Below are 23,033 nucleotides of genomic sequence, written 5' to 3'. Positions count from 1 at the left end.
CGACCCGGCCGCCACCACCCCGGCTCCTGCCGCTGACGCCGCCGCCCCGGCCGCCCGACGCCGCCGCTGAAGAAGCCGCTCCGGCGGAAGGAAGGCGGCGCTCACAAAGCTGACCGTCGCGACCATGTTCATGGACGCGGACATCGTTGTTAAGGTCGTGATGATCGGCCTGGTGCTCGCCTCGGTCTTCTCGTGGACCCTGCTGCTCATCAAGCTGTTCGAGTTCGGCTCGCTGAACCGCTCCACCGACCGCTTCCTGGAAAACTTCCGCGGCGCCCGCACCATCGCCGACATGCGCAAGGTGGCGACCTCGGACGAGTTCGAAGGCAACCCGCTGGCCGACATGGCCGCCGCGGCGACCGACGAAATCGAACTGTCGCGTCAGGCCGGCCTGTCGGTCACCGGCGACCACCGCGACTCGGCCCTGCTGCGCGCCCAGACGGCCGTGGCGGCGGTTCAGTCCGGTCTGGCCAAGCGCCTCTCGGGCGGCCAGCAGTTCCTCGCCTCGGTGGGTTCGACCGGTCCGTTCATCGGTCTGTTCGGCACCGTGTACGGGATCATGAACTCCTTCATCGGCATCGCGAACACCAACACGACCAACCTGGCCGTCGTCGCCCCCGGCATCGCCGAGGCCCTGCTGGCCACCGGCATCGGTCTGTTCGCCGCTATCCCGGCGGTTATCTTCTACAACTACTTCAACACGCGCATCGCGGCCTACGGCACCCGTTCGGACGGCTTCAACGCCGAGCTGATCAACGCGATCTCGCGTAACCTCGACAAGGGGGCGTAAGCAGCATGGCCGCCAAACTTTCAGGCGGCGGCGGCGGCAAGTACGCCATCGAGCAGAACAGCGAGATCAACGTCACGCCGTTCGTGGACATCATGCTTGTCCTGCTCATCATCTTCATGGTGGCGGCTCCGCTCGCCACCGTGTCGGTGGAGGTCAAACTGCCGCGCGCGGTCGCACCGCCGCAACAGAACCCGCCCAAGCCGTTCTACGTGTCCATCCAGGATGACGGGTCGGCCTACATCGGGGACGATCAGGTCGACATCACCTCGGTCGGCAGCGAACTGTCGGGCCTCATCGGCAACAAGCCGCCGTCGGACGAGCGTATCTTCATCCGCGCGGACCAGCAGACCCGCTACGGCGACTTCATGCAGGTCATGAACTCCCTCCAGGATCACGGCTTCTACAGCGTGGCCCTGGTCGGCGAAGACCAGTCGACGAAGTGAGGACCGGTGAACCATGACAGACGTTGAATATCACCGCAGTCGCTACGACCCGCCGAAGCCCAAGGGTTTCATGGGCGTCCCTCCGGGGGTGCTGCTGGTCAGCCTTCTGGTCGTTTCGATCCTGTTCGCCCTGCTGGCGTTCTACTTCGTCAACATGCAGTTCAAGCTGCGTGAGGTGAGGTACAGCGACGACGCCGTCGACGTGGAGATCATCGAGCCGGTTCCGCCGCCTCCGCCTCCGCCGCCGCCGCCGCCGCCGCCGGACACGCCTCCGCCGCCCAAGCTGCAGGTTCGCGTTCCCGCTCCGGTCGTGACCACGACTCCGCCTCCGCCGGTCTATATCGAGCCGACGAAGAAGGAAGAACGGGTCGAGTACTCCGGTCCTCCGGTGGTCGTCCCCGGACCGCCGCCGCCTCCGGCTCCGCCGGCTCCGCCGCGGCCTTCGGTGATCCGCAACCCGTCGTGGGCCCGTCAGCCCTCGGTGGAGTTCCCGGAACGCGCCCAGGCGCGTGGGATCGAAAGCGGCCGGGTCTCGCTGAACTGCCTGGTGAACCCGAACGGCAGCATGACGGATTGTCGGATCGAGTCCGAAGATCCGGCCGGCGCCGGGTTCGGCCAGGCCGCTCTGGCCGGTGCGCGTCGCGCTCGCGTTTCGCCTCGCGAGGTCGACGGTGCGGCTACGGGCGCCCGAGTGACCTTCTCGATGCGGTTCGTTCCGCCGGCGGACTAAGGTCCGACGACAAACAGACCACGGAACGCCCTGGAGGAGACTCCGGGGCGTTTTCGTTTTCGCAGGGGAGCGATCGTCGGCGGATCGCGTTAGGAACGGCGAAGCTTCAACGCAGAAGGTGGGCCATGACCCGTTCGTTCCTCGTCTCCCTCCTGGTCGGAGGCGTCGCCCTGTCGGCCTGCGCCTACAATGAGACCCTGGGTCGGAACCAGTTCCTCATCGTGGACGACAGCGCCCTGACGCAGCAGGCGGACGCGGCCTGGAGCCAGGCGCTGAGGACCCAGAGGACCTCGTCCGACGCCGCGGCCAACGCCCGCATCCAGCGGGTCGGCGACCGGATCGTCCAGGCCGCCGGCCTCAGCGACCGGCGCTGGGAATATGCGGTGTTCGTCAATCAGAGTCCGAACGCCTTCGTATTGCCGTCGGGCAAGATCGGGGTGACGACCGGCCTGCTGAACCTGGTCCGCAACGACGACCAGCTGGCGGCGGTGCTGGGGCACGAGGTGGGCCATGTGGTCGCCCGGCACGCGGCCGAGCGCTATTCGACCAGCGCGGCCACGGGGCTGATCCTGAGCGGCGTGCAGAGCGCGGCGGGCGACTACGCCCAGGCGGCGGGGGCGGTCGGTGGCTTGGGCGCGCAGCTGGGCGTCCTGCTGCCGTTCTCGCGCCGGGACGAGCTTGAGGCCGACCGGCTGGGCGTGGACTACATGCAGGCGGCCGGCTACCGGCCGACGGAATCGATCGCGCTCTGGCGGCTTATGCAGCAGCAGCGGCAGACCTCGACGCCGGAGTTCGCCTCGACCCACCCGTCGGACAGCGCCCGGATCGCGGCGCTGGAGCAGTACATCACGGGCCGCGGCTGGAACTGAGGACACGCCCGGAGGCCGGCGGAGAATAATCCGCCTCGGCCCGCTTGATCACCGGGGCGGGGGCGGCTACAGACGCCGCTCGCGCGGATACGTGCAGCCTTAGCTCAGCTGGTTAGAGCGCCGGTTTGTGGAGCCGGAGGTCCTCAGTTCGATCCTGAGAGGCTGTACCATCCCCCCGCCACACGGAGGGACCCGGCATGACCGACGCGCAGCCCGCCTGGGACCCCGCACAATACGGACGCTTCGAGGCCGAGCGCGATCGCGCTGCCCTGGACCTTCTGCTGCGCCTGCCGGAAGACCTGGAGCCGCACGAGATCTGGGACCTGGGATGCGGCGGGGGCCAGCACGCGGTCCTGCTCAAGCGCCGTCATCCCCAGGCCCGGGTGCACGGCATGGATTCCAGCGCCGCCATGCTGGAGCAGGCTCGGGCGCTCGACGCCGACGTCGACTGGCGTGAGGGGGACATCGCGGCCTGGACGCCGGAGCGTCCGGCGGACCTGATCCTGGCGAACGCCTCGCTTCAGTGGCTGCCCGACCACGCCGCCCTGCTGCGCCGGCTGACCGGCGCGCTGGCCCCCCGGCGGCGTTCTGGCTGTGCAGATGCCGCTGGCGTGGGACACCCTGCATCACCGGACGATGAGGCGGATCGCCGCCGCCGGCCCGTGGGCCGGCCGCCTCGAAGACCGCGAGACGATCCAGGCCCTGCTGTCGCCCGACGCCTATTACGACGTGCTGGCCGAGGCGTGCGGAGAGGTCGACATCTGGTCGACCACCTACCTCCACGCCCTGAGGGGCGCCGACGCCGTCCTGGAGTGGATGAAGGGGACGGCCCTGCGGCCGCACCTGACGGCGCTGGCCGACGATCCTGCTATGCGGACCGCCTATCTGTCCGCCCTCGGCGCGGCGCTTTCCGAGGCCTTTCCTCGGCGACCGGACGGGGTGACGCTGCTTCCTTTTCCCCGCCTGTTCCTCGTCGCTCGCCGGCGCTGATCGGGCGGCGGCGGCGCAGCCCGGTGACCGGGCCGTCCAGCTTCAGCAAGGCGTCGTTCATGGCGCGATAGCCCGCATCGACGGCGGGACCGAAAGCTTTCCAGTCGCGGATGTCGACGCCGTCCGGCGTCGGTTGCACCAGGATGTCGGACACCGTGCGGGACCGCTCAATGTCGGCGTCGGTGGTCAGGGTGGCCGAACGCATCATGATGGAGACGATGGGCGGGCCGCGACGCCAGGCGCCGGTCGCCAGCATCCGCCAGATCGAAGGGGGATGCTCGATCAGCGCCGGATCGACCCCGCGGGTCTGGGACATGTCGATGGCGATGACCGGGCCGGAGGTCATCTGGCGCATCACCTCGGTCGGCAGGTTGTTCAGGACCGCGCCGTCGACCAGCACCTGACCGTCCATGACGATCGGGGGAAGCAGGCCGGGAATGGCGATGGAGGCCCGCATGGCCCTCCGCATCAGACCCCGGCGATGCACCTCGATCCGGCCGGCGGTCAGATTGGTCGAGACGGCGAAGAAGGGGCGCACCAGGTCCGCCATGTCGATATCGCCGTAGGCGGCCTCCAGCAGCCGCTCGACCTTCCTGGCCCGGGTCATGGCCAGCATGGGGAAGGTGATGTCGGACAGGGGGTCGCTGTCGACGAAGGACCGGCTGATGCGCTCCTCCAGCTCTTCCTGGGACCAGCCCAGGGCCGGGCCGGCGGCCACCACCGCGCCCATGGAGGCGCCGCCCACGAAGTCCACCGGCACGCCCGCTTCTTTGAGCGCGCGTAGGGCGCCGATGTGGGAGTAGGCCCGCGCGCCGCCGCCCGACATGACCACGCCGACCGCCGAGCCGGTGATGACGCGAGCGATCCGGGCCGCGTCGTCGGCGTCGCCCTCCATCGCCTGGAACCAGCGGCCCGGCTGGACGGCGTCGATCCACACCGAGGTGTTCGCCGGCCGAAGCATGCGCGGATCCCGGAGCAGGACCAAATCGGTCCGCCGCTGGGCGTCCAGGACGCCGGCGTGGGGCATGGGCCGGTTGGGCGGCGCCAGAAGGCACTGGCCGACCACGAAGACGCGGTCGACCTGACGCGCGCACAGGGCGGCCCAGGCCGGTTCGTCCATCTCGGCGACGTAGAGGACGAAGTCGTGGGCGTCCTCGACCCGGCTGAACCACTCCGAGGCCGACGACAGGGCGGAATGGTCGATGACCTGGCAGGTGAAGCCGTCGGCCTCGATGGCGGCGGCGACGCGCTCGACGAAGGCTCGGATCGGTCGGGGGCGGGCCGACAGGAAGCCGAAGACGCTGGGCTCGCCGCCGCCCGACCGGCGGTCGCGGGCGCGCTGGATCATCAGGCGCGACAACTCCACCATCAGGTCCGGCTCGGTGCGGGCGGCCTCGAAGAAGGCGTCGCGGGGCAGGGCCAGCACTTCGGAATCGCGCAGTGCGACGACATCGGCCGTGTGCGGGCTGCCCGCCAGCATGGCCATTTCCCCGGCCGGCTCCCCAGGGCGGATGACGCCGACGAACTGCGGCGGCTGGTCGTTGGCCTCGCGCCGGAAGACGCCCAGGCGGCCCGAACGCAGCAGGTACAGCATGTCCGACGCGTCGCCCTCGGCGAACAGAGTCTCGCCTCCGGTCAGCGCAAACCAGCTGGCGGGCGTGTTGCGTCCGCTCTCGAAGATGCGGTGCAGGGCGTCTTCCAGCCGGTCGGAGCGGACAGGGGCCATGGAGGGGCTAGGTTCTAGGTTTCAGGTTCTAGGGACGGACGACGATGCAGGCGGGAAGCATCGCCAGATATGGTTACCGAAAACCCCCAGCCTAGCCCCTAGTCCCTAGGGTCAATCGACATTCAAACCCGTCATTCCCGGCCCTGTGCCGGGAATCCATGAACACGAAAGGCGGAAGTCGAGACCTCCAAGACCTCGACCGCGATCATGGATGGCCGGGACAAGCCCGCCCATGACGGAAAGCAAGGATTTGAGAGGCGAAGCCTATCGACTGGATGTCGATTGAACCTAGCCCCTGGAACCTACCAGGCCCCCAGTTCGCGCAGTTCGCGGACCAGGTCGCCCGGCAGGTCCGTGGGCCCGACGGCGGTCAGATCGGCCGGGGCGTCCTTGGCCTCCAGATAGCGCCACCCCTGGAAAGGCCGGCGGGGCAGGGGGGCGGTGCGGATGACCCGCGAATCCAGGCGGATCTCGCACCGGCTGGCCGCGCCCTCGCCGATCGTGGAGATGTCCAGGATGGGCTGGCGGCACAGGACCACGCCCTTGATCACCCAATACAGCGACCCTCCATCCTCGAGTTCGGCGGCGCGCTTGGGGGTCATGCGGGTGGGGACGATTCGCCAGTCGCTGCGGGCGGCGTTGCGCTCCAGCGTCTCGACCTCGGACACGCCGACGCACAACTTGATCAGATTCAAGCTCATGGCCGGAGACCTAGCATCCTTCTCGTGTCATCGAAGACCCCACGGCGCGATATGGGATACGAATCCGTCCATGCGAATGCGGCGGCGGACGTTATTGGCGGGAACGATGGGGCTGGCCAGCCTGGGTCTGGCTCCATCGGCGACCGGCCAGACAGGAGCAGGACGAATGTACGGTCTCATCGGCAAGATGACTGCGCGACCGGGCCGGCGCGACACGCTGACGGCGATCCTGCTGGAAGGGCTAGGAACCATGCCCGGCTGCCTCAGCTACATCGTCGCCCACGACCCCGCGGACGCCGACGCCATCTGGGTCACCGAGGTGTGGACCGACGAGGCGGCCCATCGGGCCTCGCTGCGGGTTCCGGAGGTGCAGGCCGCGATCCAGCGCGGCATGCCCCTGATCGCGACCTTCGGAGACGCCCAGGTGACCCGTCCTGTCGGCGGCGTCGGGCTGGGCTGATCGGACTCAGTTCGCCGGAGGCGCGGCCGGCTGCTCCGTTCCGGCGGCCATGCGGGCGCCCCAGGCCTGGATCCGACCGCCCATCTCGGCGATCTCGGTTCCGCAGCGCTGGGTCTGCGCCTGCATCTCCTCCGGCGGAGTGACCTTCAGATGGTCGCCGAGGCGGTCCAGCCAGACGACGTTCGGATTTCGCCCCTCCAGGCGGCCGAGGTAGAACATGGCGGCGGCCATCAGGCCGGCGCTGGCGGCCTCGTCTTCCGTGACGTCGCTGGCCACTATGGAGGCGGCCAGGCATTGCAGGTCGGCGGTCTCCGCCGCGGAGAGGGCGGGAGCGGGGGCGGCCTGGGGCAGGGAGGAGCCTGGCGCGAAGGTCAGCGACAGGGTCGCGGCGAGGGCGGCGGCGATGAGCATCAGATGTCTCCGGCGGGCTTGACCACGGCGAGCACCGTTCCTTCGCCGACCTGTTCGCCGATCGAGACGCCGACGGTCTCGACCACGCCGTCGAACGGCGCGACCAGGGCGTGCTCCATCTTCATCGCTTCCAGCACGACGATCGGCGCGCCCTTGGCGACCGCGTCGCCGGCCACGGCTGGCGCAGCCACGATCTTGCCGGGCATCGGCGCGCGCAGCGAACCGTCGGAGACGGAGTTTCCGGCTGAGTTTCCTCCGATAGGGGAGAAGTCGAATACCGAGACGTCCCCCTTATGGAAGGTTCGGATCACTCCGTCGCCGTAAGTTGTCGGCAGTGAGTCGCCCGCCTCCAGATCGCGGTAGTCCAGCGAGGCCTCATCGACAGAGTAGTCGAAATTCCAGTCTCCGGCCCGTTCGACGATGCGAACGAGGGCTTCCCGGGGCACGCCATCCTGCCGGAACTTCAGGTGCGCCGGCCGTTGTGGGCCATTGAGCCGGAAGCCGAAGAGGTGTTCAGGCGAGGGCCCCCAGACATCGTTCTTATAAGTCGCGTCAACGAAGTCCTCGATCTTCCAGCCGAGAGCCGCGGCGAGCGGCAGATCGCTGGGCGGGGCTGGAACCAGCGCCGCCTCCTCGGCGGCGATGAAGCCGGTGTCCACGTCGCCGGCGAGAACCGGGGATGCTCCAGGCAGCGCTTCAGGAAGCCGGCGTTGGCCCGAACCGGCCACACCTCGACCTCGCCGCAGGCCTGGGCCAGGCGCGCCGCGGCGGCCTCGCGGGTGTCGGCATGCACGATCAGCTTGGCGATCATGGGGTCGTAGAACTGGCTGACCTCGCTGCCCCAGGTCACGCCGGTGTCGACGCGGATGTCGTCGGGCAGATGGAAATGCTCCAGCACGCCGATCGACGGCAGGAAACCGTTGGCCGGATCCTCGGCGTAGAGGCGCGCCTCCATTGCCCAGCCGTTCAAGGGGATGTCGGCCTGCTTGAGCGGGATCGGCTCGCCGGCCGCGACCCGGAACTGCCATTCGACCAGGTCCACGCCGGTGACGGCCTCGGTCACCGGATGCTCGACCTGAAGCCGGGTGTTCATTTCCATGAACCAGATGCGGTCGGCCTTCAGCCCGTCCGAGGCGTCGGCGATGAACTCGATGGTGCCGGCCCCCTGGTAGTTCACGGCCTTGGCGGCTCGGACGGCGGCGGCGGTGACGGCCTCGCGCGTCGCCGCGTCCATGCCCGGAGCTGGGGCCTCCTCGATGACCTTCTGGTGCCGCCGCTGCAGCGAGCAGTCGCGCTCGTGCAGGTGCACGACCGCTCCGTGGCTGTCGCCGAACACCTGCACCTCGATGTGGCGCGGGCGGGTGATGTAGCTCTCGATCAGCACGCGATCGTCGCCGAAGGACGCCTTGCCCTCGCGCCGGGCCGAGGCCAAGCCGTCGGCGAAGTCCTCGGCCCGGTCGACCTTCTTCATGCCCTTGCCGCCGCCGCCGGCGACGGCCTTGATCAGGACGGGGAAGCCGATGCGGGTCGCCTCGGCCGTCAGGGTCTCGTCGGACTGGTCCTCGCCCTGATAGCCGGGCGTCACGGGCACGCCGGCCTCGATCATCAGCTTTTTGGCGGCGTCCTTCAGGCCCATGGCCCGGATGGCGGCGGGCGGCGGGCCGATCCAGACCAGGCCGGCGGCCATGACGGCCTCGGCGAAGTCGGCGTTCTCGGACAGGAAGCCATAGCCGGGGTGAATGGCTTCCGCGCCGGAGGCCTTGGCGGCTGCCAGCACCTTGGCCGCGTCCAGATAGGATTCGCGCGCCGGCGCCGGGCCGATCAGCACCGCCTCGTCCGCCTCGCGGACATGCACGGCGTCGGCGTCGGCCTCGGAATAGACGGCGACGGTGCGGATCCCCATCGCGCGGGCGGTGCGGAAGACTCGGCAGGCGATCTCGCCGCGATTGGCGACCAGGACGGACTTGAACATGACCGCCTTCTAGCCCGCGACTCCGAGAAAGACGACGCCCAACAGGAAGAGCCCGAACCCGAGCAGGGTGAGCACGCTCAGGGCCAGGGTGCGCAGGGCGGCGCCCAACCAGCCGATCTGATAGGCTCCGCGCAGATGGACCAGGGCGTGGACCGGCGCGACCAGCATGATCAGAAAGGCCGCGATCTCTCCCAGGAACGAGGGAAGCAGGCTGCCCACCGCCATCAGCAGGGTGATGAAGCCCAGGCCGTAGAGCGACACGACCGCATGGTCGTAAAGGCTGAACCGGCGTCGCCAGGCGAACAGCAGCGCCAGGATGCCGATCGAGATCGGCACGGTGACGAACGACAGTTTGTAGGCCAGGCCCTCGATCTTGTAGCCGTAGTACTCGGGGTTCTTGGACAGCCGTTCGGCGATCCCGACCGCGCTGCGGACCGCCAGCGGCTCGTCCGCCATATCGGCCTTCAGTTCCGCCTTCTGAGCCTCCGTCAAGGGGACGCGCCGGCCGTCCACCGTCGTGGTGAACACCCCTGCGTTGCGGCTGTCCCCGAAGTTGAACACATGCCGACCCGTGAAGTTCGGGATCATGAACAGCAGGAAGACGGCGAACAGGAACAGGTGCAGCGGCTGGACGTAGCGGGTCCGCCGGCCCGCCATCCATTCACGGCTCAGCCGGCCTGGCTTCAGCGCCAGCAGCGGCAGGGTGCGCCACAGGCGGCCGTCGAAATGGGCGATGCTCTCCAGCGCCTCGTGACCCAGGTCGGTCAGGCGGTGGTGCAGATGGGCGCGCTGGCCGCAGGCGTGGCAGTACGCTCCCTCCAGCGGTGTCTGGCAATTGGCGCAGACGCCCTCGGGGGGCTCGCTTGCGCCGGTGCGCCGGGGATCGCCAGCCAAGACCTCGGCCGTGGCTCCGGCCGCCGCGACATCCGTCATATCCGCCCCCTCGATCAGCCCCCGGCGCCGAGCTTATGCGGTTCGGGGGCGCTTCGCACGCGTCAGTGCCCGCCCATCTCGTTGAAGCCGAGGTAGAGCCACAGCAGCGCCAGCAGGCCGAAGGTGAAGCTGGTCAGGACGAACAGCACGAACATCCGGGCCAGGGTGCCGAAGGTGCTGCGCTGATAGGCGCCCTTCATGTGCAGGAACAGGTGCACGGGGGCCAGCCACAGCAGCCACCAGGCCAGGGGCGTCACGATGCTCAGTCCCATGATCACGATCAGCAGCAGCAACTGGAACGACAGCGAGTGCATCGAGAAGATGACGTGGTCGAAGACGTAGAAGCGGCGGTTGAAGGCGAACAGCAGCGTCAGCATCAGGGCCGAGACCGGCAGGGCCAGAATGGCCACCCGGTGAGCCCAGATCTCCAGGATCAGATAGAAGCGCGCCGGGTCATCGCGCACGGCGTTCAGGCGAGCTTCGAACCAGTGCTCGACATTGCGCAGCTTCTCGGCGTCCGGGCCTTCCTCCATCTTCGGCGCGTCGGCGGCCTGGTCGCGGACCTGGCTGGTGACGTCCTCGGTCAGGTTGCGGCTGAAGCCGACCCAGTCTCCGCGGGCGGCGGCGATCTGGGTCTTCTTCTCGACCTCGGTCAGAGAACGTCGGCCATGACCTCCCGCTCGAACTCGGCCCTCGCCTGGGCGCCCGGATCGGCCGCCTGACCCTCGGCGGCGGCCGGCGTGTGATTGGCTTCGGCCGCGTGACGTCGGTTCTCTCCGGCCTTCATCGCCGCGTGGCCGACGAAGAAGGCGATCAGCAGGATGACCAGGAACATGCGGAACGGCGCGACCTGCGAGGCTCGCTTGCCGTCCAGATAGTCGCGAGTCAGCTGGCCGGGGCGGCGCAGCAGGTTGGGAAGCGTCGAGAACAGGCGGCCGTCCAGGTGAAGCAGGCTCTCCACCGCCTCGACCGTCAGCTTCCAGATCGATTTGTGAAAATCCTCGGCCAGCTGGCCGCACTCGTGGCAGTGCGGCCCCGCGAGCGGCGTCTGGCAGTTGGCGCACGGCGTGCCTGGAGGGATGTCGGCGTGCTCGCGCTTCCACTTCAGCCAGCCGCCCGCGGACGCCAGGCCCGCCGTCTCAAGTTCACCCGACATCACGCCCCCGCTGACTGATTCCTACTGAGCCCAGGTGGGCTTACGCTTTTCCAGGAAGGCGCGCACGCCCTCCTGGCCCTCTGCCGACACGCGGGCCCGCGCGATCCGCCGGGCCGTGTCCTCCATCAGGCCGCCGTCCAGACGGTGGCCGGCGACATGGTGCACCAGCGCTTGGCGTCGCCACGGCGCCGGGGGCGCAGGCCTTCATCGAGTCCGCGAAGGCGGTGACGAAGCCGTCGATCTGATCGGGCGAGTCCAGCACATGGCCGATCAGGCCGAACTTCAGCGCCGCGTCGGCGTCGAACAGGTCGGCGGTCATGAACAGGGCGCGGGCGGTGCGGGCGCCGACGGCCTCGACCACATAGGGGGCGATCGTCGCCGGGATCAGGCCCAGCTTCACCTCGGAGAAGGCGAAGCGGGTTCCCTTCACCGCGACGGCCATGTCGCAGGCGGCCACGATGCCGGCCCCGCCGCCCATGGCCGCGCCCTCCACGATCGCGACGGTCAGGGCCGGGATGTCGTGCAGGGCCTTGAGCATCCGCGCCAGGCCCATGGCGTCGTCGCGGTTGTCGCTCTCGGACCAGTCGGCGGCGTCGCGCATCCAGGCCAGGTCGGCCCCGGCGCTGAAGGTCCCGCCCGCGCCGCGCACGAAGACCACGCGCACGTGATCGGCGCCCTGCAGGGTCTCGAAGGCCTCGTAAAGGGCCGCGATGGTCGCCGCGTCGAAGGCGTTGCGCTTCTCCGGCCGGTTGATGGTGACGAAGACCACCCCGTCGGTGGTCGAGTCGATCCGCACCAGCCGGTCGTCGGCGTCCGGCGCCGCGCCGGCCAGCAGGGGGTGGGCGATGGCGTTGATCTCGGCGGCCTCGGCGTCGGTGATGTCGAGGGCGTCTTCGGGCTCGGGGGCGGTGGGCTCGGCCATGATGATCTCCTGCTGCTGACCGCCTATAACGCGTGACGGGCCGAACGGAATACGGAGCCGACGTCATGGCGACCAGCGCGACCGACCGCATCCGCCGCACCAGCGTGGCGAGCGTGCATGTCCACTATGTCGCCAAGGCGGAAAAGAAGGGCCGTGGGCGCGCCGAGGTGGACGAGGTGATCCGCTGGCTGACCGGCTATTCCCAAGCCCAACTGGACGCCCTGCTGGGGGCGAAGACCGATTTCGAGACCTTCTTCGCCGAAGCCCCGGCGATGAACCCGAACCGCTTCCTGATCACCGGCGTGATCTGCGGCTATCGCGTCGAGGAGATCGAGGATCCGTTCATGCGCGAGCTGCGCCATCTCGACAAGCTGGTGGACGAGGTGGCGAAGGGAAAGGCGATGGAGAAGGTGCTGCGGACGCCCTAGGTCTGATCGACATTCAGTCGATAGCCTTCACGCCGCCCGCCCCTCCTTCCCGTCATGGCCGGGCTTGGTGATCGTGGATTCTCGGCACAAGGCCAAGAACGACGGGGTTGAGTACGGATCGAACCTAGCCCCGTCAGGCCGAACCGTTCGGATCCCCGGGAGGGCAGCGCCGGACAACCGTCTCGGGCCCGTCGCCGTAGGTGAAGCTGAGGGTCTGTCGGTCATCCGACAGGATCAGCGTGCGGCTCAGCCGCTGGGTCCCCTCGAACTCCTGATACTCGACGTCGATGTTGACGCCGTCTAGCTCGGCGGGTCGTACCGCCAGGACGACGTCTCCGGCTTCGAAATAGGCGATCCCGCGGGCCTCGATGACGATATTGGTCCCGCTCTCCCAGTCGCCGCACCGGTCCAGGTCGCTGTTCCACTCGCCGTGGAAACGGACGGGAATCTCCGGTGGCGCTGGCTCCTGAGCGTGCGCCCTGACGGTGTCGGCGGTCCCAAAAGCCAGGCCGACGACCGAGGCGAAGATCGAGGCGATCCGGCGGCTCACGGCGCTACATCCGGAACACGCCGAACGTCGTCTCCGGGATCGGGGCGTTCAGGCTGGCCGAGATCGCCAAGCCCAGGACGTCGCGGGTCTGGGCCGGATCGATGACGCCGTCGTCCCACAGCCGGGCGGTGGCGTAGTAGGGGTTGCCCTCGTCCTCGTATTTCTGGCGCACCGGCGCCTTGAAGGCCTCGGCCTCCTCGGGCGTCCAAGTGTCAGCGTCGCGATGGACGGTGGCCAGCACCGCCGCGGCCTGCTCGCCGCCCATGACCGAGATGCGGCTGTTGGGCCAGGTGAACAGGAAGCGCGGCGAATAGGCCCGGCCGCACATGCCGTAGTTGCCGGCCCCGAAACTGCCACCGATCAGGACGGTGAACTTGGGCACTTCCGCCGAGGCCACCGCGGTGACCAGTTTGGCCCCGTTCTTGGCGATGCCCTCGGCCTCGTACTTGCCGCCGACCATGAATCCCGAGATGTTCTGCAGGAAGACCAGCGGGATCTTCCGCCTGCAGGCCAGTTCGATGAAGTGGGCACCCTTCAGCGCGCTTTCAGAGAACAGGACCCCGTTGTTGGCCAGGATGGCGACCGGCTGGCCCCAGATGCGGGCGAAGCCGCAGACCAGGGTCGTGCCGTACAGCGCCTTGAACTCGTCGAACTCGGAGCCGTCGACCGTGCGGGCGATCACCTCGCGCACGTCGTAGGGGGCGCGGACGTCGTCGGGGATGATGCCGTACAGCTGTTCGGGATCCAACGCCGGGGGCTGCGGTTCGCGCAGGTCGATCCCGACCGACTTCACCGTGTTCAGGTTGCCGACGATCGAACGGACGATCTCCAGCGCGTGCTCGTCGTTTTCGGCGACGTGGTCGACCACGCCCGACTTGCGGCCGTGGGTCTCGGCGCCGCCCAGCTCCTCGGCCGAGATGACCTCGCCGGTGGCGGCCTTCACCAGCGGCGGGCCGGCCAGGAAGATGGTGCCCTGGTTGCGGACGATGACGGTCTCGTCCGACATCGCGGGAACATAGGCGCCGCCGGCGGTGCAGCTGCCCATGACGCAGGCGATCTGCGGGATCGACTTCGCCGACATGCGGGCCTGGTTGAAGAAGATGCGGCCGAAATGGTCACGGTCAGGGAAGACTTCGGCCTGGTGCGGAAGGTTCGCCCCGCCGGAATCGACCAGATAGACGCAAGGCAGGTTGTTCTGCTCGGCGATCTCCTGCGCGCGCAGGTGCTTCTTCACCGTCATCGGGAAGTAGGCGCCGCCCTTCACGGTCGGGTCGTTGGCGACGATCATCACCTCGCGGCCCGAGACCCGGCCGACGCCGCAGATCATACCGGCGCCGGGCGCTTCGTCCTTGTACATGCCGTTGGCGGCCAGCTGCGACCTCCAGGAAGGGCGAGCCGGGATCCAGCAGGCGCTCCACCCGGTCGCGCGGCAGAAGCTTGCCGCGGGCGACGTGCCGGTCCCGGCTGGCGTCGGAGCCGCCGCGGGCGGCCTGGGCGACCTTCCGGCGCAGTTCGTCGCGCAGGGCGCGGTTGTGCGCGTCCAGGGCCTTGAAGGCGGCGCTATTGGGATCGATGGCGGACGTCAGCTTGGGCATGCGGCTGGTTTAGGGGCGAACCCCCCGCGCGAAAAGCCCTAGCGCCGACGGAAGACGTAACGGCAGCCCGAGCGCGGCGCGGTCTCCAGGCCGCCGAAGTAGACGCCGTCCAGAACCAGCTTGTCGTCATCCTCGAAGGCCGCCCGCCCCTCCAGCTTCAGTTCGGCCAAGGGCATGTTGCTGCGCTCGACGGTGAAGGCGATGCGGCCGGCGGCCGGGTCGAAGGCGACGGGGCCCCAATAGTCCTGCCGCACCTCGAACGGGACGAAGGTCACGGCGTAGCGGTCGTCGTCCCCGAAGCGCAGCTCGCGCAGGGGCTGGGCCGGAACGGGGCCGCCGCAGTCCACCGCCTCCTGCGACCAGAAGCCGGTCAGCACGGGTCCCTCCGACGGCGCGACCCGGAAAACGCGCCTGGAGCGCCTGGGCGCCGAGGCGGGCCCGAATCCGAATTTCCGATCCCGGGCGGACGCTCCGGGCGATCCGAACGCGGTTGGCCGGCGCATCGATCGTAACGCCCGGGTCCGAGGTTTCGATGTCGGTCAGACAGGTCAGGGGGACGGCGACGATGCCGTGCAGGCCGGTGCTGGCGCCGATCGCCAGGTCGCCGCCGGGCCGGGCGGGCGCCACTCTCAGGTTCAAGGAGACCGGATCCGCCTCGTAGGCCGAGCACGGCGGGGCGTCCTCCTGGACCGGAGCCGACGAGACAAGGGCGGCGGACAGCAGGGCGGCGATCATGCGTGAGCCTTTCGATGCGGACTCGCACGCTCGGCCAGCGATCACTGGTCGTCAACGCCTCGGAAACTGACGACGACCCCGCGATTCCGCTTATGGCGCGGCAAGGAAAGCCGGGTTGACCCCGCGCCGTCCCCGTGGCCTGTCGCCCCTCCCATGTTCGCGCTCAGCCTCCAGACCCGCTCTACCCTGAAAGACCTTCTGCACCTGGCCTGGCCGGTGGTGCTGGCGCGTATCGGCATCATGACCATGGGACTGACCGACGCGATCGTGGTCGGCAACTATTCCTCCGAACAGCTGGCCTTCCACGCCCTGGCCTGGGCGCCGCAGTCGATCGTGGTCACCACCGCCGTCGGCCTGATGGTCGGGGTGCAGGTGATGACCGCCCGCATGCGGGGCGAGGGCCGGCATCACGAGGTCGGGGCGGTCTTCCGGCGCGGCGTCGCCTACGCCCTGCAGATCGGGATCGTGGCCATGATCGGCCTGATCCTGCTGGGGCCCTGGGGGATGCGGCACGCCAACCTGGCCGACGGGCTGGGCGAGGGGGCCGGCGGGCCGCTGACCATCTTCGCCCTGTCGATGCCGGCCTATCTGGTGTCGGTGGCCGCCCAGTTCTTCCTGGAGGCCCTGCACAAGCCCAAGGCTGGCATGTGGGCGATGTGGATCGCCAACGGGGTCAACCTGGCGCTGAACCTGGTGCTGGTGCCCGACCTGCTGGGCATCGGCTGGTCCGGGGCGGCGGCCTCGGCCTGGGCGACCTTCTTCGCGCGGCTGGCGCTGGCGGCCTTCCTGGTCTGGTACATCCTGCGCCTGCCCGAGGCGCGGGCGCTGGGCGTGTTCAACAAGCCGAAGCGCGACGTGAAGGCCGAGCGCGAGCAGCGCAAGGTCGGCTACGGCGCCGGCTCGAGCTATTTCATCGAGGTCGCCGCCTTCGCCGCCATGACCTTCATCGCCGGCCAGCTGGGCGCGATGGAGACCTCGGCCTGGACGATCGTCCTCAATGTCTCGGCCATCGTCTTCATGGTGCCGCTGGGACTGTCGGCGGCCACCGCGGTGCTGGTCGGCAAGGCCTATGGGGCCTCGGACGGACCGGGGGTGATGCGGTCGGGCCTGGTCGGGATCGCCGTAGTCGCCGTCCTGGCGACGGTGATCGCCCTGGCGGTGTGGCCCGGCGCGCACTGGATGGCCTCGGCCTACAACCGCGATCCTCTGCTGCTGGCGGTCGCCGTCCCGGCGCTGGCGCTGGCGGCCCTGTTCTTCGTCACCGACGCCATCCAGGTCGTCGCCGCCCAAGCCAACCGCGCCGCGGGGGATGTCTGGTGGCCGACGATCCTGCATTTCGTCAGCTACACGGCGATCATGATGCCCCTGGGCTGGATCTTCGCCCACCGGATCGGAGTCGACGGCCTGGTCTGGGCGGTGATCGTCGCCAGCCTGGTCTCGTCGGTGCTGCTGACCGGCCGGTTCGTACGGGTGGCGCGGCGGCTGGGGAGCGGCGAGTGGCGGGCGGCGAGTGGCGAGTAATGGGCCGCTTCCGGCTTTCACCCTTGCCGTGACCCCCAACCATCGCCACTACACTCGCTTTCCTCGTCACTCGCCACACGCCACTCAACACTGATCATGTCCCGCATCCTCATCACCTCGGCGCTGCCCTACATCAACGGCATCAAGCACCTGGGGAATCTGGCGGGCTCGATGCTGCCGGCGGACGTCTGGGCGCGGTTCAAGCGGGCCCAGGGCCACGAGGTGCTCTACATCTGCGCCACCGACGAGCATGGCACCCCGGCCGAGCTGGCCGCCGCCGCCGCCGGCCAGGACGTGCGGACCTATTGCGACGAGCAGCACGACATCCAGAAGAAGGCCGGCGAGGCCTTCGGCCTGAGCTACGACTGGTTCGGCCGCTCGTCCAACGCGCCCAACCGCCGCCTGACCCAGCATTTCGCCAAGGTGCTTGAGGAGCGCGGCCTGATCGAGGAGCGGGTCGACCGGATGATCTATTCCGTCGACGACGCCCGCTTCCTGCCGGATCGCTACGTCGAAGGCACCTGTCCCCACTGCGGCCACGTCGGTGCGCGCGGGGACCAATGCGACAACTGCGGCCGCCTGCTGGACCCGACCGATCTGATCGATCCCTATTCGGCGGTGTCGGGCTCCAAGAACCTGGAGGTGCGAGACACGCGGCACCTGTACCTGCTCCAGACGAAGCTGGAGCAACCGATCCGCGACTGGATCGGGACCAAGACCGACTGGCAGACCCTGGCCCGCTCCATCGCCTACAAGCACCTGGACGAGGGCCTGATCGACCGCGGCGTCACCCGCGACCTGAAGTGGGGCGTGCCGGTGGTCGGTCCCGACGGCGGCCCGCGGCCCGGGATGGAGGGCAAGGTCTTCTACGTCTGGTTCGACGCCCCCATCGAATACATCGGCGCCACCGAGGAGTGGGCCGAGGCTACGGGTCGATCCTGGCGGGACTGGTGGCGCACCGACGAAGGCGCCGAAGACGTCCGCTACGTCCAGTTCATGGGCAAGGACAACGTCGCCTTCCACACCGTCAGCTTCCCCGCGACCATCCTGGGCTCGGGCGAGCCGTGGAAGACCGTCGACACGCTCAAGGCCTTCAACTGGCTGAACTGGTATGGCGGCAAATTCTCCACCAGCCAGAAGCGCGGCGTCTTCATGGACCAGGCGCTGGAGTTGCTGCCGGCCGACTACTGGCGCTGGCATCTGACGGCCTATGGGCCTGAGCATTCCGACGCGGCCTTCACCTGGGAGCAGTTCCAGTCGACGACGAACAAGGACCTGGCCGACGTATTAGGCAATTTCGTCAATCGGATCGTGAAGTTCGCGGAGTCCAAGTTCGACGGGGTCGTCCCCGACGGCGGCGAGCCGGGGCCGCTGGAGGCCAAGCTCGAAGCGGACGTCCGCGCCGGAATCGCCGAGGCGACCGAGCATTTCGAGGCCATGGAGTTCCGCAAGGCCGCCCAGGCGCTCCGCGCCGTCTGGGTGCTGGGCAACGAATATCTGCAGGAAGCCGCGCCCTGGACGGCCTACAAGACCGACGTCGAACGCTCGGCGGTCGGCGTCCGCACGGGCTTGAACCTGGTCGCCCTGTTCGCGCGGCTGGCGGCGCCGGTGATGCCGTTCTCGGCCGCGCGAATCGCCGCCTCGGTGGGCGCCAACGACCTGACCTGGCCCAAGGCCGACGAGCCGTTGCTGGACGCCCTGCCGCGCGCCGGCCGGTGGCGGTGGGGCGGGGTGCTGTTCACCAAGATCGAGGACGCCCAGGTGGCCGAGTGGTCCGAGCGCTTCGGCGGGGCGGAGGCCTAATGACGCCAGCGCTGGCCCGGCTAGACGAGGCGGCGCTCCTGAGGGCGGCCGAGCGTCTGACACGGACGGGCCGCACCCGCGTCGCCGACGTCCTGGCCCCGGCCTACGCCGACCACCTGCTGGCGGCGGCCGGATCGGCGGACTACGCCATGGTCGCCGCCTCCGAGGTGCGCCATCTCGACATGCCGGCGACCTGGCTGGCCAGCCTGGACGTCGGCCAGAAGACCCAACTGGGGCAAGCCCTCCAGAGCCGGGCGACGCACGACTTCGGCTATCTGTACGACAGCCTGCCGATCTTCGACCGACATCAGGCCGGTCAGGCCGGACCGGTGTGGGGCGCCCTGGTCGATTTCCTCAACGGCGACGCCTTCCTGGGGCTGATGCGCCGTCTGACCGGGGAGCCGCGCATCGCCATGGCCGACGCCCAGGTCACCCGCTACCGCCGGGGTCATTTCCTGACGCGGCATGACGACCACGCCGAGGGCAAGAACCGCTACTTCGCCTATGTGCTGAACCTGTCGCCAGGGTGGATCGCCGACTGGGGAGGCCTGCTGGCCTTCCCGGACGAGGCCGGCGACGTCGCCGAGGCTTTCACGCCCCGGTTCAACACCCTGAACCTCCTTCGCGTGCCGTCGCCCCACCTGGTCACCCAGGTGGCGCTGTTCGCCGGCGCGGACCGGATTTCAGTGACGGGCTGGCTGAGGGGCGCCTGACCGCGCCAGGGGAGATGTCCGTCAGGTTTCGACCATTGGCCCGAAGGGGGCCGCAGGCCATCATCGCCGCAGTCTGAAGGAGTCGCCCGTGCTGTTGTTCGCCATCGTGTTGTCCGCTGGAACCCTCGCCGTCCAGGAGGCTGAGACGCCTTGCGCCGATGCGGGGGGCATCTGGAGACCGTCGCCTGTTACGGAGACTGGCGCGAGCGGGCCGAGGCCGAGCAACGCGCCATCCTGTCGCGGATCAACTCGCGGCTGGACCGCCTTCCGGCGGATGGGGGCGTCGATCCGGGCGAGGCGAAGCGGTCGTTGGCCGACGCCCAGACCCACTGGACCGCCTTCGTGGCGGCGGACTGCGGGGCCGGCGAGGCCCTGTTCGGCGAGGGCAACGCGTTCGCCCTGGACGCGTTGGACTGCGAGATCTCTCATTTCCAGGACCGCAGCCGGCAGCTGGCGGATTTCGAGAGCCGGTATCTCGGCGGCTGATCCGCTCGCGCCGCCCAGGAGGTCGCCTTGATCGCGCTTTTCGCCCTCGCCCTGGCCGCTCTCCCGCAGGAAGGGCCCTCGTTCGACTGCGCGCGCGCCGCCAAGCCGGTGGAACAGGCGATCTGCGCCAATCCGGAATGGTCCCGGCTGGACCGGCGCATGGCCGAGCGATACGCCGCCGTCCGCCGCACCCTGACGGCGCCCGCCCGGGACGCCCTGACACAGGACCAACGCTGGTTCCTGGGCGCCCAGGAGGAATGGTACGACAACCGCGACCGCTGGGGCGGCTTTCCGGAGGTGCCGGATCGCCTGGCCGACCGGGCGAAGTTCCTGGACTCCATCCAGCGGGAAAGGCCGACCAGCCTGGTCGGGCGCTGGCGCAACGTCGCGGGCCAGGTCGAGATCACGGAAACCGCTCCCGGACGCCTGTCCGTGAGGCTGGACGCCGCCAATCCCGCCAACGCCCGCTGGCTGTGCGAAGAGGTGATCATCGAAGGCCCGTCGACGGGACGGGTGGTCGAGGGCCTCCCCGGGGGTGATCTGTCCTACCGGATCCGCGCCATCCTGCAGAATGGCTACCTGGAGATCGAGGAGGAGCCGTTGGACCCGAACAGCTACGGCCCGCCCTACTGCGGGGCCAACGGCGGGGTGGGCGGGGCCTATTTCAAGGTGGACTGAAAGACGAAAGGCCCGGATCGCTCCGGGCCTTTTGATCTCTCAAGCCGCCGGCGCGGGAAGGGCTGCGGGCGGCGGGGCGTCGCCGCGCCGCGCCACTGGTCGGCTGCGTCACGCAGACCTCCAGCCGCCGGCCCGTCTCGGCCCGGCAGAATTTCGCGACTTCCTTGGGCGAGATGTCGATCAGGGCCGGCGTGGCGTCGTTGTGCTTGCCGACGTTCAGGTGCGCACCACGGTCGAGCGATAGCCGTCCCAGATCATGTGCAGGGCCACGTACAGCACCACGATCAGCCCCAGGTAGCCGATCCAGCGGTACTTGTGCAGCAGCTTGGCGATGTAGGTCGCCGCCACGCCCATCAGCGCGATCGACAGCACCAGGCCGAAGACCATGATCCACGGATGCTCGTGCGCCGCGCCGGCCACGGCCAGCACGTTGTCCAGCGACATGGTGATGTCGGCGATCATGATCTGCAGCAGGGCGGCGCCGAAGCTCTTGCGCTTCAGGCCCAGCTCTTCCGGCGAGGGACCCTTGCCGTGTTCGATGCTGAGGGCGAGCTCCAGCTCCTTCTCGGCCTCGGCCTGGTCATGGGTCTTCTGTTCCTGCAGCTCGCGCCACATCTTCCAGCAGACCCACAGCAGCAGCAGGCCGCCGGCCAGCAGCAAGCCGATGATAGCCAGCAGCTGAACCGTGATCAGGGCGAAGCCGATGCGCAGCACCACGGCCGCGATCAGGCCGATCAGGATCGCGCGCTTGCGCTGCTCCTGCGGCAGGGCGGCGGCGGCCAGGCCGACGGCGACGGCGTTGTCGCCCGCCAGCACCAGGTCCATCATGACCACCTGGCCCAGGGCGGTCAGCTGCGAGGCGAGTTCGGGAGAGCTGAGGAATTCCATGGGGCGGCCTCTAGGGTAACGCGGGGCGGTTGGGCAAGCGCTCTGAAGCCCTCAGGTTCCCGATTGGGCGCGAGACGCCTCGTATAGGGCGATGGCGGCCGCGTTGGAGACGTTCAGACTCTCGAATCCGCCGGGCATGGGAATCTTCGCCATGACGTCGCAGTGTTCGGCGACCAGCCGCCGGACGCCGTCGCCTTCCGACCCCATGACCAGCACCGTGGGCCGGCTGTCCAGGGCCTGGGACAGCGTCAGCTCCGCGGCGCCGTCCAGCCCGACGGCGTGCCAGCCCAGGTCGGAGAGCTTCTCCAGGGCGCGGCTGAGGTTGGTCACCCGGGCGCAGGGCAGGCGTTCCGTCGCCCCCGCCGAAGCCTTGGCCAGCGCGCCCGCCAGCGTCGGCGAATGCCGGTCCTGCACGATGATTCCGCGGGCCCCGAAGGCCAGCGCCGAGCGGAAGATGGCGCCGACGTTCTGCGGATCGGTCAGCTGGTCCAGCATGACGATGACGCCGGACGCGGGCTCGGCCAGGTCCTCCAGGGCCACGCCCTCCAGCGGCTGGACCTTGAAGGCGAAGCCCTGGTGCACCGCGCCGGCGGGCAGCATCCGGTCCAGCGCCTGGGGTTCGATCACCTCGATCCTGTGGCCGTTGGCCAGTCCGTCGCGCTCGATCTCGGCCGCGCGATCCGGCGTGGCCAGCAGCCGGCCCATGCCTTTGCGGGCCGGGTTGGCGAGCGCGCCAGCACCGGGTGGCGGCCCCAGACGAAATTGTCCGCGTCCGCCTTGCCGCCGCGCGAGGGGCGGGGCGCGGAATCAGAGAAGGCGCGCGGGGGCGGATTGGGGTTCCAGCCGCCGCTCTTGGATCCCCCCTTGTCGGCGGGCCGGGAGGCGTCGGAACGCCCGCCGGGCTTGCTTCCGAAGGCCGGTTTTTTGCCCGATTTCCGGTCGTTGCGTTCTGGATTTCTCGACACTATAAGACGCCCTCCGATTTGGAGCCCTGAGGGCTTTCGGGTCTGGCGCCCCTCCTATCGCAGGCGACGCGGGACACCGAGAGCTTTTGTTGCGCCGGAGGCTGAAAGGCCGTCGACGCGGGGTCCGGCGGTTTTGAAAAAGCGCGTTTGGGGGAATGTCCCGAGCGGCAAAGGGGGGGACTGTAAATCCCCTGCGTAAGCTTCGTAGGTTCGAGTCCTACTTCCCCCACCACGCGCTTTCAAAACGACGGACGGGACACCACATCGGTCGGCTGCGGAGGTCCCCGTTCTTCGCAAGAAGGCTGGGGCCCGACGCCGTCTCCGCGCGGGTATAGTACAATGGTAGTACAGCAGCCTTCCAAGCTGAATATGTCGGTTCGATTCCGTCTACCCGCTCCAGATTTCAGATGATCCATCGCCCACCCTTGGGCCACAGGAGTTTTGGCCATGGCCAAGGAAAAGTTCGAACGCACGAAGCCGCACTGCAACATCGGCACGATCGGTCACGTTGACCACGGCAAGACGACGCTGACGGCGGCGATCACGATGACGCTGGCGAAGGCGGGTG

The 23,033-nt window shown here is 69.0% G+C and carries 20 protein-coding genes, 3 tRNA genes and 6 pseudogenes; 16 read left to right on the top strand and 13 right to left on the bottom strand.

What is annotated here, in order from left to right; translation table 11 throughout:
* The 6 genes and pseudogenes from exbB to AC2W7C_RS01115 all read left to right on the top strand — a co-directional run.
* A pseudogene (gene exbB, locus AC2W7C_RS01140) lies at positions 1–790 on the top strand (tonB-system energizer ExbB); the annotation flags it as partial.
* A 5-nt stretch (positions 791–795) separates the two neighbouring features.
* Positions 796–1,233, top strand: coding sequence for a biopolymer transporter ExbD (locus AC2W7C_RS01135; protein WP_485999794.1), 438 nt, complete (start codon positions 796–798; stop codon positions 1,231–1,233).
* Between the two features lie 13 nt (positions 1,234–1,246).
* On the top strand, positions 1,247–1,963 hold the full coding sequence (locus AC2W7C_RS01130; protein WP_485999793.1) for a TonB family protein: 717 nt from the start codon (positions 1,247–1,249) through the stop codon (positions 1,961–1,963).
* A 125-nt stretch (positions 1,964–2,088) separates the two neighbouring features.
* Entirely contained in the window at positions 2,089–2,832 is a 744-nt protein-coding gene (locus AC2W7C_RS01125; RefSeq protein WP_485999792.1) for a M48 family metallopeptidase, read from the top strand.
* 93 nt (positions 2,833–2,925) lie between these two features.
* Positions 2,926–3,002 (top strand) — tRNA-His (locus AC2W7C_RS01120).
* Positions 3,003–3,029: 27 nt separating this feature from the next.
* Positions 3,030–3,353 (top strand): annotated as a pseudogene (locus AC2W7C_RS01115) (class I SAM-dependent methyltransferase); the annotation flags it as partial.
* A gap of 347 nt (positions 3,354–3,700) precedes the next feature.
* Here the strand turns inward: AC2W7C_RS01115 and AC2W7C_RS01110 are convergent.
* Together AC2W7C_RS01110 and AC2W7C_RS01105 are read right to left on the bottom strand one after the other, a co-directional pair.
* Complete coding sequence (locus tag AC2W7C_RS01110; RefSeq protein WP_485999791.1) at positions 3,701–5,548, bottom strand: patatin-like phospholipase family protein; 1,848 nt, start codon at positions 5,546–5,548, stop codon at positions 3,701–3,703.
* A 302-nt stretch (positions 5,549–5,850) separates the two neighbouring features.
* Positions 5,851–6,249 (bottom strand): DUF1489 family protein, encoded by a 399-nt coding sequence (locus AC2W7C_RS01105; RefSeq protein ID WP_485999790.1) that lies wholly within the window; start codon positions 6,247–6,249, stop codon positions 5,851–5,853.
* 166 nt (positions 6,250–6,415) lie between these two features.
* Here AC2W7C_RS01105 and AC2W7C_RS01100 point away from each other — a divergent pair, with 166 nt between their 5' ends.
* Complete coding sequence (locus AC2W7C_RS01100; protein ID WP_485999789.1) at positions 6,416–6,709, top strand: putative quinol monooxygenase; 294 nt, start codon at positions 6,416–6,418, stop codon at positions 6,707–6,709.
* A 6-nt stretch (positions 6,710–6,715) separates the two neighbouring features.
* Here the strand turns inward: AC2W7C_RS01100 and AC2W7C_RS01095 are convergent, their stop codons facing one another.
* The 6 genes and pseudogenes from AC2W7C_RS01095 to AC2W7C_RS01070 all read right to left on the bottom strand — a co-directional run bounded on the left by AC2W7C_RS01095 (position 6,716) and on the right by AC2W7C_RS01070 (position 12,103).
* Entirely contained in the window at positions 6,716–7,120 is a 405-nt protein-coding gene (locus AC2W7C_RS01095) for a hypothetical protein (RefSeq protein WP_485999788.1), read from the bottom strand.
* Positions 7,120–9,092: pseudogene (locus AC2W7C_RS01090) on the bottom strand (acetyl/propionyl/methylcrotonyl-CoA carboxylase subunit alpha). The gene AC2W7C_RS01095 and the pseudogene AC2W7C_RS01090 overlap by 1 nt, the downstream one beginning before the upstream one ends.
* A gap of 9 nt (positions 9,093–9,101) precedes the next feature.
* Positions 9,102–10,025: a DUF3667 domain-containing protein gene (locus AC2W7C_RS01085; protein ID WP_485999787.1), complete on the bottom strand. Its 924-nt coding sequence runs from the start codon at positions 10,023–10,025 to the stop codon at positions 9,102–9,104.
* A gap of 62 nt (positions 10,026–10,087) precedes the next feature.
* Positions 10,088–10,558 (bottom strand): hypothetical protein, encoded by a 471-nt coding sequence (locus AC2W7C_RS01080; protein ID WP_485999786.1) that lies wholly within the window; start codon positions 10,556–10,558, stop codon positions 10,088–10,090.
* 119 nt (positions 10,559–10,677) lie between these two features.
* The gene (locus AC2W7C_RS01075) at positions 10,678–11,181 is read right to left on the bottom strand and encodes a DUF3667 domain-containing protein (protein ID WP_485999785.1); all 504 of its coding nucleotides are present in this window, start codon (positions 11,179–11,181) and stop codon (positions 10,678–10,680) included.
* 21 nt (positions 11,182–11,202) lie between these two features.
* A pseudogene (locus AC2W7C_RS01070) lies at positions 11,203–12,103 on the bottom strand (enoyl-CoA hydratase-related protein).
* 65 nt (positions 12,104–12,168) lie between these two features.
* Here AC2W7C_RS01070 and AC2W7C_RS01065 point away from each other — a divergent pair.
* On the top strand, positions 12,169–12,531 hold the full coding sequence (locus AC2W7C_RS01065; protein WP_485999784.1) for a DUF2200 domain-containing protein: 363 nt from the start codon (positions 12,169–12,171) through the stop codon (positions 12,529–12,531).
* Positions 12,532–12,664: 133 nt separating this feature from the next.
* On the opposite strand, the gene AC2W7C_RS01060 is transcribed toward AC2W7C_RS01065, so the two are convergent.
* From AC2W7C_RS01060 to AC2W7C_RS01050, 3 genes and pseudogenes are all read right to left on the bottom strand, one after another.
* Positions 12,665–13,081 carry a hypothetical protein gene (locus AC2W7C_RS01060; protein ID WP_485999783.1) on the bottom strand — a complete coding sequence of 139 codons (417 nt, stop codon included), beginning with the start codon at positions 13,079–13,081 and terminating at the stop codon, positions 12,665–12,667.
* Between the two features lie 4 nt (positions 13,082–13,085).
* A pseudogene (locus tag AC2W7C_RS01055) lies at positions 13,086–14,676 on the bottom strand (carboxyl transferase domain-containing protein).
* A gap of 38 nt (positions 14,677–14,714) precedes the next feature.
* Positions 14,715–15,053, bottom strand: a complete 339-nt coding sequence (locus tag AC2W7C_RS01050; protein ID WP_485999782.1) for a hypothetical protein — start codon at positions 15,051–15,053, stop codon at positions 14,715–14,717.
* Between the two features lie 511 nt (positions 15,054–15,564).
* Between AC2W7C_RS01050 and AC2W7C_RS01045 the strand changes: the two genes are divergently transcribed.
* The 5 genes from AC2W7C_RS01045 to AC2W7C_RS01025 all read left to right on the top strand — a co-directional run bounded on the left by AC2W7C_RS01045 (position 15,565) and on the right by AC2W7C_RS01025 (position 20,612).
* Positions 15,565–16,932 carry an MATE family efflux transporter gene (locus tag AC2W7C_RS01045; protein WP_485999781.1) on the top strand — a complete coding sequence of 456 codons (1,368 nt, stop codon included), beginning with the start codon at positions 15,565–15,567 and terminating at the stop codon, positions 16,930–16,932.
* Positions 16,933–17,028: 96 nt separating this feature from the next.
* A complete protein-coding gene (gene metG, locus AC2W7C_RS01040) occupies positions 17,029–18,735 on the top strand; it encodes a methionine--tRNA ligase (RefSeq protein WP_485999780.1) in 1,707 nt (568 codons plus the stop codon).
* Entirely contained in the window at positions 18,735–19,448 is a 714-nt protein-coding gene (locus AC2W7C_RS01035; RefSeq protein WP_485999779.1) for a 2OG-Fe(II) oxygenase, read from the top strand. The genes metG and AC2W7C_RS01035 overlap by 1 nt, the downstream gene beginning before the upstream one ends.
* A 150-nt stretch (positions 19,449–19,598) precedes the next feature.
* Entirely contained in the window at positions 19,599–19,934 is a 336-nt protein-coding gene (locus AC2W7C_RS01030) for a lysozyme inhibitor LprI family protein (protein WP_485999778.1), read from the top strand.
* Between the two features lie 27 nt (positions 19,935–19,961).
* A complete protein-coding gene (locus AC2W7C_RS01025; RefSeq protein WP_485999777.1) occupies positions 19,962–20,612 on the top strand; it encodes a lysozyme inhibitor LprI family protein in 651 nt (216 codons plus the stop codon).
* Here AC2W7C_RS01025 and AC2W7C_RS01020 read toward each other — a convergent pair.
* Both AC2W7C_RS01020 and rlmB read right to left on the bottom strand, forming a co-directional pair.
* Positions 20,599–21,500, bottom strand: a pseudogene (locus AC2W7C_RS01020) (TerC family protein). The gene AC2W7C_RS01025 and the pseudogene AC2W7C_RS01020 sit on opposite strands and share 14 nt — an antisense overlap.
* Before the next feature lie 51 nt (positions 21,501–21,551).
* Complete coding sequence (gene rlmB / locus AC2W7C_RS01015; RefSeq protein WP_485999776.1) at positions 21,552–22,205, bottom strand: 23S rRNA (guanosine(2251)-2'-O)-methyltransferase RlmB; 654 nt, start codon at positions 22,203–22,205, stop codon at positions 21,552–21,554.
* Positions 22,206–22,614: 409 nt separating this feature from the next.
* Here rlmB and AC2W7C_RS01010 point away from each other — a divergent pair.
* The 3 genes from AC2W7C_RS01010 to AC2W7C_RS01000 all read left to right on the top strand — a co-directional run.
* Positions 22,615–22,697, top strand: a tRNA-Tyr gene (locus AC2W7C_RS01010).
* Between the two features lie 93 nt (positions 22,698–22,790).
* Positions 22,791–22,864: transfer RNA gene (locus AC2W7C_RS01005), tRNA-Gly, on the top strand.
* Between the two features lie 48 nt (positions 22,865–22,912).
* A partial coding sequence (locus AC2W7C_RS01000; protein ID WP_291838236.1) for a GTP-binding protein occupies positions 22,913–23,033 on the top strand: 121 nt, incomplete at its 3' end.

Source organism: Brevundimonas sp. CURTG3B2_SDJG, from assembly GCF_057364705.1.
This window is presented reverse-complemented; position numbering and strand designations above follow the sequence as displayed.

What these genes read in the sequence shown, in the direction of transcription:
- AC2W7C_RS01135 (WP_485999794.1), top strand. Translation starts at nt 796, where the DNA reads ATGGCCGCCAAACTTTCAGGCGGCGGCGGCGGCAAGTACGCCATCGAG.
- AC2W7C_RS01130 (WP_485999793.1), top strand. Translation starts at nt 1,247, where the DNA reads ATGACAGACGTTGAATATCACCGCAGTCGCTACGACCCGCCGAAGCCC.
- AC2W7C_RS01125 (WP_485999792.1), top strand. Translation starts at nt 2,089, where the DNA reads ATGACCCGTTCGTTCCTCGTCTCCCTCCTGGTCGGAGGCGTCGCCCTG.
- AC2W7C_RS01110 (WP_485999791.1), bottom strand. Translation starts at nt 5,548, where the DNA reads ATGGCCCCTGTCCGCTCCGACCGGCTGGAAGACGCCCTGCACCGCATC.
- AC2W7C_RS01105 (WP_485999790.1), bottom strand. Translation starts at nt 6,249, where the DNA reads ATGAGCTTGAATCTGATCAAGTTGTGCGTCGGCGTGTCCGAGGTCGAG.
- AC2W7C_RS01100 (WP_485999789.1), top strand. Translation starts at nt 6,416, where the DNA reads ATGTACGGTCTCATCGGCAAGATGACTGCGCGACCGGGCCGGCGCGAC.
- AC2W7C_RS01095 (WP_485999788.1), bottom strand. Translation starts at nt 7,120, where the DNA reads ATGCTCATCGCCGCCGCCCTCGCCGCGACCCTGTCGCTGACCTTCGCG.
- AC2W7C_RS01085 (WP_485999787.1), bottom strand. Translation starts at nt 10,025, where the DNA reads ATGACGGATGTCGCGGCGGCCGGAGCCACGGCCGAGGTCTTGGCTGGC.
- AC2W7C_RS01080 (WP_485999786.1), bottom strand. Translation starts at nt 10,558, where the DNA reads ATGGAGGAAGGCCCGGACGCCGAGAAGCTGCGCAATGTCGAGCACTGG.
- AC2W7C_RS01075 (WP_485999785.1), bottom strand. Translation starts at nt 11,181, where the DNA reads ATGTCGGGTGAACTTGAGACGGCGGGCCTGGCGTCCGCGGGCGGCTGG.
- AC2W7C_RS01065 (WP_485999784.1), top strand. Translation starts at nt 12,169, where the DNA reads ATGGCGACCAGCGCGACCGACCGCATCCGCCGCACCAGCGTGGCGAGC.
- AC2W7C_RS01045 (WP_485999781.1), top strand. Translation starts at nt 15,565, where the DNA reads ATGTTCGCGCTCAGCCTCCAGACCCGCTCTACCCTGAAAGACCTTCTG.
- metG (WP_485999780.1), top strand. Translation starts at nt 17,029, where the DNA reads ATGTCCCGCATCCTCATCACCTCGGCGCTGCCCTACATCAACGGCATC.
- AC2W7C_RS01035 (WP_485999779.1), top strand. Translation starts at nt 18,735, where the DNA reads ATGACGCCAGCGCTGGCCCGGCTAGACGAGGCGGCGCTCCTGAGGGCG.
- rlmB (WP_485999776.1), bottom strand. Translation starts at nt 22,205, where the DNA reads ATGGGCCGGCTGCTGGCCACGCCGGATCGCGCGGCCGAGATCGAGCGC.